General features: G+C 55.4%; 12 protein-coding genes. 4 read left to right on the forward strand and 8 right to left on the reverse strand.

Annotated elements, in window-relative coordinates; genetic code table 11:
• Window positions 1-249: 249 nt before the first annotated feature.
• Both purH and purD read left to right on the forward strand, forming a co-directional pair.
• The gene (gene purH / locus FDX14_RS21325) at window positions 250-1,839 is read left to right on the forward strand and encodes a bifunctional phosphoribosylaminoimidazolecarboxamide formyltransferase/IMP cyclohydrolase (protein ID WP_137350198.1); all 1,590 of its coding nucleotides are present in this window, start codon (window positions 250-252) and stop codon (window positions 1,837-1,839) included.
• A 15-nt stretch (window positions 1,840-1,854) separates the two neighbouring features.
• Window positions 1,855-3,144 (forward strand): phosphoribosylamine--glycine ligase, encoded by a 1,290-nt coding sequence (purD, locus tag FDX14_RS21330; protein ID WP_061381951.1) that lies wholly within the window; start codon window positions 1,855-1,857, stop codon window positions 3,142-3,144.
• On the opposite strand, the gene zraR is transcribed toward purD, so the two are convergent.
• Together zraR and zraS are read right to left on the reverse strand one after the other, a co-directional pair.
• Window positions 3,141-4,466, reverse strand: a complete 1,326-nt coding sequence (gene zraR / locus FDX14_RS21335) for a sigma-54-dependent response regulator transcription factor ZraR (RefSeq protein WP_061381952.1) — start codon at window positions 4,464-4,466, stop codon at window positions 3,141-3,143. The genes purD and zraR overlap by 4 nt on opposite strands.
• A 5-nt stretch (window positions 4,467-4,471) precedes the next feature.
• Window positions 4,472-5,857: a two-component system sensor histidine kinase ZraS gene (zraS, locus tag FDX14_RS21340; RefSeq protein ID WP_137350199.1), complete on the reverse strand. Its 1,386-nt coding sequence runs from the start codon at window positions 5,855-5,857 to the stop codon at window positions 4,472-4,474.
• Between the two features lie 263 nt (window positions 5,858-6,120).
• On the opposite strand from zraS, the gene zraP reads away from it, so the two are divergent.
• Complete coding sequence (gene zraP / locus FDX14_RS21345; protein ID WP_042314220.1) at window positions 6,121-6,558, forward strand: zinc resistance sensor/chaperone ZraP; 438 nt, start codon at window positions 6,121-6,123, stop codon at window positions 6,556-6,558.
• Window positions 6,559-6,635: 77 nt separating this feature from the next.
• Here the strand turns inward: zraP and FDX14_RS21350 are convergent, their stop codons facing one another.
• The 6 genes from FDX14_RS21350 to nudC form a co-directional block, all read right to left on the reverse strand.
• The gene (locus FDX14_RS21350; protein WP_137350203.1) at window positions 6,636-7,328 is read right to left on the reverse strand and encodes a DUF1481 domain-containing protein; all 693 of its coding nucleotides are present in this window, start codon (window positions 7,326-7,328) and stop codon (window positions 6,636-6,638) included.
• An 11-nt stretch (window positions 7,329-7,339) separates the two neighbouring features.
• Window positions 7,340-7,612, reverse strand: coding sequence for a nucleoid-associated protein HU-alpha (gene hupA / locus FDX14_RS21355; protein WP_001044509.1), 273 nt, complete (start codon window positions 7,610-7,612; stop codon window positions 7,340-7,342).
• Between the two features lie 186 nt (window positions 7,613-7,798).
• Window positions 7,799-8,389 carry a YjaG family protein gene (locus FDX14_RS21360; RefSeq protein WP_042314221.1) on the reverse strand — a complete coding sequence of 197 codons (591 nt, stop codon included), beginning with the start codon at window positions 8,387-8,389 and terminating at the stop codon, window positions 7,799-7,801.
• 33 nt (window positions 8,390-8,422) lie between these two features.
• Window positions 8,423-9,103, reverse strand: coding sequence for a deoxyribonuclease V (nfi, locus tag FDX14_RS21365; RefSeq protein WP_061381955.1), 681 nt, complete (start codon window positions 9,101-9,103; stop codon window positions 8,423-8,425).
• 9 nt (window positions 9,104-9,112) lie between these two features.
• Complete coding sequence (hemE, locus tag FDX14_RS21370; protein ID WP_042314226.1) at window positions 9,113-10,177, reverse strand: uroporphyrinogen decarboxylase; 1,065 nt, start codon at window positions 10,175-10,177, stop codon at window positions 9,113-9,115.
• A 50-nt stretch (window positions 10,178-10,227) separates the two neighbouring features.
• The gene (gene nudC, locus FDX14_RS21375; RefSeq protein ID WP_137350200.1) at window positions 10,228-11,001 is read right to left on the reverse strand and encodes an NAD(+) diphosphatase; all 774 of its coding nucleotides are present in this window, start codon (window positions 10,999-11,001) and stop codon (window positions 10,228-10,230) included.
• A 99-nt stretch (window positions 11,002-11,100) separates the two neighbouring features.
• Between nudC and FDX14_RS21380 the strand changes: the two genes are divergently transcribed.
• Entirely contained in the window at window positions 11,101-11,580 is a 480-nt protein-coding gene (locus tag FDX14_RS21380; protein ID WP_032940921.1) for an Rsd/AlgQ family anti-sigma factor, read from the forward strand.
• Window positions 11,581-11,636: the final 56 nt, after the last annotated feature.

The following is an 11,636-nucleotide window of genomic DNA, read 5'->3' on the forward strand; positions in this document are numbered from 1 at the left end:
TATACCCATTTACACACAGAGTTATCCACAAAAATATGGATCGCTTGCAATCGTCACTGGGTTTTATCCCTCATCTATAGAGATGAAAGAATGGAATTGAGGGAAAGAGAAAAATTCGCGAGCGTTGCGCAAACGTTTTCGTTACAATGCCCCCGCACAATAAGGATGCCCCGTAAGGGGCGTTAGCTGAGTTTTTACGCAAGAATTCACCTAACGCTCTCTGTAATAGTCAAATCCAGGGGATTTACCATGCAACAACGTCGTCCAGTCCGCCGCGCTCTGCTCAGTGTTTCTGACAAGGCCGGTATCATCGAATTCGCCCAGGCACTTTCCGCACGCGGTGTGGAGCTGCTGTCTACGGGGGGCACCGCCCGCCTGTTAGCAGAAAAAGGTCTGGCGGTGACCGAAGTTTCCGATTACACCGGTTTCCCGGAAATGATGGATGGACGCGTAAAGACCCTGCATCCAAAAGTACACGGCGGCATCCTCGGTCGTCGCGGCCAGGACGATGCGATCATGGAGCAGCATCACATCGCCCCTATCGATATGGTTGTCGTTAATCTGTATCCGTTCGCCGAAACCGTGGCTCGTGAAGGCTGCTCGCTGGAAGATGCGGTAGAAAACATCGATATCGGCGGCCCAACGATGGTGCGCTCCGCCGCGAAGAACCATAAAGACGTCGCCATCGTGGTGAAGAGCAGTGACTACGACGCCATTATTAAAGAGATGGATGCTAACGAAGGTTCTTTGACCCTCGACACCCGTTTCGATCTCGCGATTAAAGCCTTCGAACACACCGCCGCCTACGACAGCATGATTGCCAACTACTTCGGCAGCATGGTTCCGGCTTATCACGGTGAGAGCAAAGAAGCCGCCGGTCGCTTCCCGCGTACGCTGAACCTGAACTTCATTAAGAAGCAGGATATGCGCTACGGCGAGAACAGCCACCAGCAGGCTGCCTTCTATATAGAAGAGAATGTAAAAGAAGCATCCGTTGCCACTGCACAACAGGTGCAGGGCAAAGCGCTCTCTTATAACAATATCGCCGATACCGACGCGGCACTCGAGTGCGTGAAAGAGTTCAACGAGCCGGCCTGCGTGATTGTCAAGCACGCCAACCCGTGCGGCGTGGCGGTGAGCACCACTATTCTCGACGCTTACGACCGTGCGTATAAAACCGACCCAACCTCCGCGTTCGGCGGCATTATCGCCTTCAACCGCGAACTGGATGCCGAAACCGCGCAGGCGATTATCTCCCGCCAGTTCGTGGAAGTGATCATCGCCCCGTCCGCGACTGAAGACGCACTGAAAATCACTGCCACCAAGCAGAACGTGCGCGTATTGACCTGCGGTCAATGGGCACAGCGCGTACCTGGTCTGGACTTCAAACGCGTTAACGGCGGCCTGCTGGTTCAGGATCGTGACCTGGGTATGGTGGGCGAAAGCGAACTGCGTGTGGTGTCTAAACGCCAGCCTACCGAGCAGGAACTGCGTGATGCGCTGTTCTGCTGGAAGGTCGCCAAATTTGTGAAGTCCAACGCCATTGTCTACGCCAAAGAGAACATGACCATCGGCATCGGCGCAGGCCAGATGAGCCGCGTCTACTCCGCGAAAATCGCCGGGATTAAAGCGGCTGACGAAGGTCTGGAAGTGAAAGGTTCCGCGATGGCCTCTGACGCCTTCTTCCCGTTCCGCGATGGTATTGATGCCGCTGCCGCCGTGGGCGTGAGCTGCGTGATCCAGCCTGGCGGTTCTATCCGTGATGATGAAGTCATTGCCGCTGCCGATGAACACGGTATCGCGATGATCTTTACCGACATGCGCCATTTCCGCCATTAATCCACGGAGCAGACGATGAAAGTATTAGTGATTGGCAACGGCGGGCGTGAGCACGCGCTGGCGTGGAAAGCGGCGCAGTCGCCGCTGGTTGATACCGTTTTTGTCGCACCGGGCAACGCGGGCACCGCGCTGGAACCCGCGCTGCAAAACGTGGCTATCGGCGTAACCGATATCCCGGCGTTGCTGAGCTTTGCCCAGAACGAGAAAATTGACCTGACCATCGTTGGCCCGGAAGCGCCGCTGGTGATTGGCGTGGTCGATGCGTTCCGCGCCGCAGGTCTGAAGATCTTTGGCCCAACCGAAGGTGCCGCACAGTTGGAAGGCTCCAAAGCCTTCACCAAAGATTTCCTCGCCCGTCATCATATCCCGACGGCGGAGTATCAGAACTTTACCGAGGTTGAGCCTGCCCTGGCTTACCTGCGCGAGAAAGGCGCACCGATCGTCATCAAGGCCGATGGTCTGGCCGCCGGTAAAGGCGTTATCGTCGCGATGACGCTCGAAGAAGCGGAAGCCGCCGTGCAGGACATGCTGGCGGGTAACGCCTTTGGCGATGCGGGCCACCGCATCGTGATTGAAGAGTTCCTCGACGGTGAAGAAGCGAGCTTTATCGTGATGGTCGACGGCGAGCACGTGCTGCCGATGGCCACCAGCCAGGACCACAAACGCGTGGGAAACGGTGATACCGGCCCGAACACTGGCGGCATGGGGGCTTACTCCCCGGCGCCGGTGGTGACTGATGAAGTGCACCAGCGCACCATGGAACGCATCATCTGGCCAACCGTAAAAGGCATGGCGGCGGAAGGGAATACCTACACCGGCTTCCTGTATGCGGGCCTGATGATCGACAAGCAGGGCAACCCGAAGGTAATCGAGTTCAACTGTCGCTTTGGCGATCCGGAAACCCAGCCAATCATGCTGCGCATGAAGTCGGATCTGGTGGATCTGTGCCTGGCCGCCTGCGACGGCAAACTGGATGAGAAAACCTCCGAGTGGGACGAGCGCGCTTCATTAGGCGTGGTGATCGCCGCGGGCGGTTATCCGGGCAGCTACAGCACCGGCGACGAGATCCACGGTCTGCCGCTGGAAGAAGTGGCTGACGGTAAGGTCTTCCATGCTGGAACCAAACTTGCCGATGACGACCGTGTGCTGACCAGCGGCGGACGCGTCCTATGCGCCACCGCGCTGGGCCACACCGTCGCCGAAGCGCAGAAACGCGCTTACGCCCTGATGACCGACATCCGCTGGGACGGCAGCTTCAGCCGTAACGACATCGGCTGGCGCGCCATCGAACGCGAACAGCGCTAACGCGAAATTTTCGCCAGCAGCGTTTTACGCGTAATGCCTAACTGACGGGCGGCTTCCGTTTTGTTGCCGCCCGTTTTTTCCAGCGCCGCCAGAATCACCTCTTTCTCCACTTCCACCAGCGGCTGGATCTCGCCACTGCATTCTGTTTTTATTGGCGTCGCGGCAATAGCCAGCGGCAGCTCGCGCTCGGTAATATACTCGCCCGTCAGCACCACCACCGCCCGCTCCACCGCGTTCTCCAGCTCGCGGATATTCCCCGGCCAGCCGTAGTGAATCAGCAGATCCATCGCCTGCGGAGTAAAACCTTTCACCGCTTTACGGTTACGCGCGGCAAAACGCTGGAGAAAATGTTCCGCCAGTAGCGGAATATCTTCCCGACGTTGACATAATGCGGGCATTTCTATAGTGACCACGTTCAGACGGTAGTAGAGATCCTGGCGAAAACGCCCGGCACTGACCTCCTCCGCCAGATTACGATGCGTGGCGGCGATCAGCCGTACATCAACCGTCAGCGTCTGATTACCGCCAACGCGTTGCACCTCTCGCTCCTGGATAGCCCGCAGCAGGCGCACCTGCATCAGTGGTGAGATATCGCCAATTTCGTCCAGAAACAGCGTGCCGCCGTCCGCTTCCACAAAACGCCCTTCCCGCCGTTTATCCGCCCCGGTAAACGCCCCTTTCTCGTGACCGAACAGCTCGGACTCCAGCAGAGACTCATTCAGCGCCGCACAGTTTAGCGTCACCAGCGGCTTATCGCTGCGCGCGCTGCTGGCGTGTAGCGCGCGGGCAACCAGCTCTTTCCCTGTCCCGGAATCTCCGTGGATAAGCACCGTAGCATCCGAGGGCGCAACCATCGCGATTTCATTGAGCAATTTCTGCATCGCCGGACTGCTGCCAATCATGCCAAACTGCGCAGCCGACGCCGATGGCAGTTCAGCGCCCGTTTCCCGCGTATGCGCCAACGCTTTTTCCAGCGTCTCCTGCAGGCGGTCAAAATCCAGCGGCTTGATTAAGTAGTCCAGCGCCCCGGTTTTAAGCGCCTCAACGGCGGTCTCCACGCTGGAGAAAGCCGTCATAATCAGTACCGGAATCGCCGGATTCAGCGCTTTAATCTCTTTCAGCGTTGCGATGCCGTCCATCTCCGCCATGCGAACATCACACAACACTAAATCAAATACGCGTTCGCGCACCTGTTCCAGAGCCGCTCGCCCGCTATAGGCCAGCGCAACCTCATAACCCCAGCCGCGCAGCAGCGCCTGTAAAATGGTGCAGTGGCTGATATCGTCATCTACCACCAGAATATTGATGTTTCCGCGCGTCATCCTTGTTAATCCTGTCGTTTCACTTTGGTCGGCAGCCAAAGGGTAAAGGTCGCACCTTTGCCCTCAACGCTGTTCACCTGAATGGTACCACTGTGCTGTTCGACTATGTTCTGCACTACTGCCAGCCCGAGACCGGTTCCGTCAGCTTTAGTCGTGAAGTAAGGCGTAAAAATGGCCTCCAGTTGTTCCGGCGCAATCCCCTTCCCGCTATCGGTCACCACGATTTTAACGCGATCAGCGCTGCTTTCACTCGCTTCAACCGTAATTGTGCCCTGACGGCCTATCGCATGAATGGCGTTCAGATACAGATTCAGCAGAACCTGAGTGAGCCGATCGGGATCGGCCTCGATGGCAGGCAGCGTGGCATTGGCTGCAAATCGTAGCTGGATTTCCCGGCTTGCCGCATCCTGACTCACCAGGTGGAGTGAGTGAGTGATGATCTGGTTGAGATCCACGTGTTGTAGCGTCAGGTGCGCAGGTTTCACCAGCTCCAGCAGCTCACTCACCACCCGATTTAAGCGGTCCGCCTCTTTCGCCATCACCTGCGCCAGCTCGTGGGACTCACCGCCAGCCGGTGTTCGTTCGGCAAAATATTTTGCTAAGCCTTTGATGGATGAAAGCGGGTTACGAATCTCATGTGCAACGCCTGCCGCCAGATGCCCGAGCGCCATCAGTTTTTCTTTGCGCTTCATCGCATCCTGTAGTTCTTTATACGAGCGCTGATAGCGCTGATACCAGAAGTACGTCAGCACGGTTGCCAGCAGCACAGCCGCCAGCGCAGACAAAACAATCAGCGTATTTCGCCACTCTCTGGCCTGAGTCGCGGCCAGGTCGCTGGCATCAAAAGCGATAAATATGGTCTGCGTTGGGGTGATAAGCTGCCCGTCATTGCTGGCGCAACGCGCCATGCCATGGCGTCCTGGGCCATACATCGGCTGGAACTGGCGATAAATTTCCAGTGCCGGCGTTATTTCACCCTCCCCCATTGGAATCTCAATTTTCCGCCAGCGTTCTTGTTCCCCGGGGTGTAGCTGCTGCAGGATATCGGGCGAATAAAGTGATTTACCCACCATCGCGGAATTGCTGTGGGTAATAATGACGCCATGCTCATCGACGACGGCAAACCATAGCACCCCTGGTTGTACGGCCATTTCCTCCAGAAGCGTCTGCTGCTGTGCATGATGCATGCGCATCCCCATACCCACACGGGTGCCGGACTCCAGAGCGCGAATCAACACACTGCCTTTTTCCAGGAGCGTTTGTCGTGCGGCATCACTTTCCCGACCATAGTCCCGTATGGTCATAATCGAAAACCAGCCGACTAACATCAGGATTGCCGCCAGCAAGAGTCTGCTCAACCACTTTGCCACCGTGTCCTTATAAAGACGCATACGTTCTCCCTTTACCCACCCTTTCCTTTCATCGTTACCGGTATACAGCAGAAATCATGCCATTTTTTCTCTCTGATAACCCTGCCCTCAGACACAAACTGCTGCAAGTAGCGGGTAAAAATGACCCGCAGGCGAATTCTGGCGAGTCATTTTTACTCGCTTCCCTACCGAGAGGACGAGAACAACGCCCGCACGGCCTGGATTGCCGCTTTGGCACGGAAGATGCAAAAGGGAATGTAAGCTAACCAACAGGAGAACGGACAATGAAACGGAACAACAAACTGGCGCTGATTGCACTCTCTCTTATCGCTCTGGGCTCCACCCCAGCGCTGGCGCAACATCACTGGGGATATGGGGATGGTATGCAGCAACGGGGCGGCATACCAATGACTACCGAGCAGCAGGCTACCGCGCAGAAAATTTATGATGATTACTACTCACAGACCAGCGCATTACGCCAACAGTTGGTCTCCAAACGTTATGAGTACAACGCCTTGTTAACAGCCAGTTCGCCAGACACGGCAAAAATTAATGCCGTGGCAAAAGAGATGGAGGCTCTGAATCAGTCTCTGGATGAGCAACGCGTTAAGCGTGATGTCGCGCTGGCTGAGGCAGGCGTGCCACGTGGTGCAGGAATGGGCTACGGCGGATGCGGCGGTAACTATCGCGGTGGCGGTCATATGGGAATGGGACACTGGTAAAGGACTTAATGCCTGATGGCGCTACGCTAATCGGACTACTGAGGATGGATAAGACGCATGTGCGTCGCCATCCGGTGTTAAAATGTTTTCTCTTTCGGCTGCCAGTGACAAAAATCTTCATTGGCGACCAGCAGCAGTTGCGATCCTTCGGGCGCTTCCAGCCATGCCACGCTCACCTCTACGGATGAACGGCGCTGGCGGCGCTCAATATGGTTAATCGCCCACGATTCCAGATCGGGCTTCACTGTTTCACCTTCACAGGTCGTCACCGTGTTATTCACATGCCAGCGTCCCTGACGCAATATCACCCGTCCCTGACGCAGCGCATCGCTGGTCTGGCGGATTTGATCGGCGCGATAGCGGTAAAGTGCGATTTGATCGCTGGAAAGCTGTTGTTTTTGCCCGTCGACTTCACGTTGCATGAAACTCAGTTCGCCCCGGTCATCAAAGCGTATCCGAACATGTTCCGACGGTTTACTGTATACGTTGAGTTCTATCAGAGAGAGCGAATCACCCTGCCAGCGGTATTCACTGGTGGTGGTATCGCCTTTACGCCACGGACTAAATACCGAGAGCAAGTGAACATCGTCGCTGGAATCTTTACGCCAGATGCGTACCGCCCCCTGGTCGCCAACATAGCCACTGGCCGTGAACGGAGGAAGCTCAGAATGGCTGCCACAGGCTGACAGTAACAGAACACCTGAAAGCCAAAGCGAATGACGCCAGATGGACAAAAGGGGCGAAACCGCCCCTTCGATAAAACTGTTCACTGCCACGCGAATTACTTAACCGCGTCTTTCAGTGCTTTACCAGAAACAAATGCCGGTACGTTAGCTGCGGCGATTTTGATTTCTTTACCGGTCTGCGGGTTGCGGCCAGTGCGCTCAGCACGGTGGTTCACTTTGAAGGTACCGAAACCAACCAGTTGTACAGCATCGCCTTCTTTCAGAGACTCAGTAATAGCAGCCAGAGTGGATTCCAGAGCAGCTTTAGCCTGTGTTTTAGACAGTTCTGCTTTGTCTGCAATTACATCAATCAGTTGAGTCTTGTTCATAAGTTATCCTTACAATGTGTTTATCGCTTGCTAAGCATCGAGTGCGACGGAAATGCCAGAAAAGCACTCTCCTGCATACACGCACCGATAGCCACTTTTTTTCGCCCCCAAAATGTAGACCAGACCGGGGGCGGATGGGAAGCCTTCAGGCACGACAAATCAGGCGTTAAATCACGTTTTATGGTGTCATTGCTGAAAATTTATACCAATATTGCTCTCACCAGCCTCGCGCAGGTCTGCACGAAGCCCTTTTATCAGCTCAATATCGCGTTCTTCACAGTCGGCTAAAAGTCGGAAAATTTCCCACTGAATATCCCATTCTTGCTCAACGGCAGGGTTCTCTTTCAACTCTTCATCGGTCATTTCGCGACCAGCCTGGGTCATTTCCAGCATCGCAACCGTCGTAATCGATGCCTTGCTGACCTCAATCGCATGCTCCAGAGTTTCACCGCTAAGACGTGAATGCATCAGTTCGCTTAATGCCACGCAGGCATCAATCGCCGGGTAAACGCCGTACAGATCGTAATCATCCGCAGAAGGAATGGCCTCTTCAAACTTTTCCAACTGGCTGTCGAAATTGATTTTCGCGTCTTTTACCGTCAGCGTTTCCCAAATTAAATCTAAAATTCGGCGGTAAATTTGCCCATCGCCAAATTCCGTTTGCTTGCAGAACATGGCGTAGTTTGGGTACATGCGCTCACAGAGGCAGGCCATAAACGTGACGTGCTGCCAGCTTTCCAGCTTCTCCAGGCGCAAGTGAATCGGGTTTTGTAACATGATGAGTTCTCAAATACGGAAATTAGCCGCAGTTTACCCGATATGGGGCGTTTTTGCTGCAAGCCGCGTAAAAGACGGACGTTCTGATGCCACCGCATCCGCCCAGCGGGTCGGTTCCGGTAAGCGATAACCGTTCATACAGCGCTGCACCCACGCCAGCGCGCTGTCCATGCCCACGCGGTGACCCGTGGAGATAAACAACGGATTGCAGCGCGCTTTGCTGCGCCAGACCCATGCCAGCTGTTCGCCTTTATCCAGCAGCGGCGCGAGCGCATCGGGTTCGGCAGAGAGCGGCTCAAACTTGCCGCACAGACGTTTTTTCGCCACGCCAATGGTCGGGACATCCACCAGCAGACCAAAATGGCTGGCGACCCCCAGGCGACGTGGGTGGGAAATACCATGCCCGTCGACGAACAGCAGATCAGGTTTTTGCGACAGCTGTTGCCAGGCGGCCATCAGCGCGGGGGTTTCACGAAAGGAGAGAAAGCCGGGAATATACGGCATGGTGGTGGCGACCCGCGCCACCGTGTATTCAACCAGTTCCAGAGAGGGATACTTCAGCAGAACCATCGCGGCCCGCGTCACTTCGCCACCCTGCTCAAACCCGACATCCGCTCCCCCGATCAGATCCGGCGGATCCTTGTCGAGGCGATCCTCGCGGATCACTGAAGAGGCCAGTTCAAGCTGCTGAGCGCGTAGCGACGCGAGATCCATAATGACTCCTTAGCGGTGGTATTGTTCGGACAGCCGATGCACCGCCTCCACAAACACCCCTGCATGTTCCGGCGGTACATCCTGATGGATGCCGTGACCGAGGTTGAAGACGTGGCCTTCACCCTGGCCGAAACCTGCAAGTATAGTCGCTACCTCGTCTTCGATCCGTGCCGGCGGCGCATACAGCATGGACGGATCCATATTGCCCTGCAGCGCCACCTTATGGCCAACGCGACGGCGCGCATCGGCGATATCTGTTGTCCAGTCGAGACCTAACGCATCACAGCCGGTTTCCGCCATCGCTTCCAGCCACTGACCGCCGCCTTTGGTAAACAACGTCACCGGTACGCGACGGCCTTCGTTTTCGCGCAGCAAACCGTCAACGATTTTATGCATGTAGTACAGGGAGAATTGCTGATAGTCGCGCCCGGTCAGCACACCACCCCAGGTGTCGAAAATCATTACCGATTGCGCGCCCGCTTTAATCTGCGCGTTCAGGTACAGCGTGACGCTCTGCGCCAGCTTATCGAGCAGCAGATGCAGCGCTTTAGGGTCGGCATACATCATCTTTTTAATCACGGTGAAGGCTTTACTGCTGCCGCCTTCCACCATGTAGGTCGCCAGCGTCCACGGGCTGCCGGAGAAACCTATCAGCGGCACCTCGCCCTTCAGCTCACGGCGAATGGTGCGCACCGCATTCATTACGTAACCCAGCTCGCCTTCCGGGTCCGGAATCGGCAGTTTTTCAACGTCGGCCTTGCTGGTAATCGGTGAGGTGAAGCGCGGGCCTTCCCCGGCCTCAAAGTACAGCCCAAGCCCCATTGCATCCGGAATAGTCAAAATATCCGAGAAGAGGATCGCCGCATCGAGCTTGTAGCGACGCAGCGGCTGCAGCGTCACTTCGCAGGCCAGCTCGGCGTTTTTGCACAGCGCCATAAAATCGCCCGCCTCGGCGCGCGTGGCTTTATATTCCGGTAGATAGCGACCCGCCTGGCGCATCATCCATACCGGGGTGACATCAACGGGCTGGCGCAGCAGCGCACGCAGATAACGATCGTTCTTCAGTTCGGTCATTTTTGCAGTTCCTTATTGCGTCAGTCCCACAGTGTATCACCACTCGTTCTTTACTCGTACTCAGCCCGACACATTGCCACCGTATCTTCGATCAAACGACGCGCGACGGTGCCAGGTGGGGGTAAGAGCGGTAAATCGTCGTAGCGATACCAGTTGGCATTGAGCAGCTCTTTCGGGTCGATGACAATGTCGCCGCTGTCGTACTCTGCCATAAACGCCGTCATCAGCGATTGTGGGAACGGCCACGGCTGCGAGGTCACGTAGCGCAGGTTTTTCACCTTGATACCACTTTCTTCCATGACTTCACGCGCCACCGCCTGCTCCAGGGTTTCACCTACTTCGACAAAACCGGCCAGCACGGTATGCACACCGTTACGATGGCGAACATGCTGGGCAAGGAGGATCGAATCATCACGGCGAATGGCGACGATAATGCAGGGAGCGATTTGCGGGTAATAGCGCTCGCGGCATTGGCTACACAGCATCGCCCATTCGGTTTTGCTCGGGTGCATCGTGTGCCCGCAGTAGCCGCAGAATTTATGCGAGCGGTAGAACTCGGCCAGTTGTACGCCGCGCCCCGCCAACTGAAACAGGCCCACATCCTGGTCGATGACCTGGCGCACCGAACCCATGTCGTGGCGACGCGGCTGCTGCACCAGCCAGACCGGATCGCCTTCCCACTCACCTATCTGAAGTGCGCGCTGGCCCGCAAGATCGAAATTTATCGCCTCGCCATAGGGTAATTCCCCAGCAGGCAACCATAATTTTTGTTCGTGGCTCACAATCCACCAGCCGCGATCCCATTTTTCAATTATTCGATCCATATCTCTTGCGCTACCTTTGCTTCACAGGCATGTTATTAACATTATTTTTACAAGATTGACATGAGCAGATTTTAAACTTATCGATACGAGGGTCAACGTATGTTAAACCAGTTAGAACACCTGAAAGAGCGTGTCCATGGGCATCATAAACTGGTCGACCGTTGGCTGAATATTCGTAAGCACCTGCTCGTGGCTTACTACGATCTGGTTGGCCTGAAACCGGGCAAAGAGTCGTTTATGCGCCTCAATGAGAAAGCGCTCGATAATTTTTGCCAGCGTCTGGTCGACTATCTGTCTGCCGGACACTTCAGTATTTATGAACGCATTATCCATAAAATGGAAGGTGAGAGTCCGCTTTTAAACGCCAGTAAAATCTGGCCACAGCTGGATGCCAATACCCAGCTGATAATGGATTACTATGACTCAACGCTGGAAAACGCTATCGATGAGGATAACGTTCACCAGCTCCAGCAGGCGCTTTCCGATATTGGCGAAGCGCTGGAGGCTCGTTTCCGGCTGGAAGATCAGCTGATCATGCTGGCCTTTAAAACGCTTAGCGAATTCAAACGCCCGGCTTGAGATTTTCCGCATTAACGCGTAGTTTACATTCATTACCTCTAAGATAGAGGTTACTT

It is taken from the genome of Citrobacter sp. wls710 (genome assembly GCF_005281115.1).
Classification (GTDB): Bacteria; Pseudomonadota; Gammaproteobacteria; order Enterobacterales; family Enterobacteriaceae; genus Citrobacter; species Citrobacter werkmanii.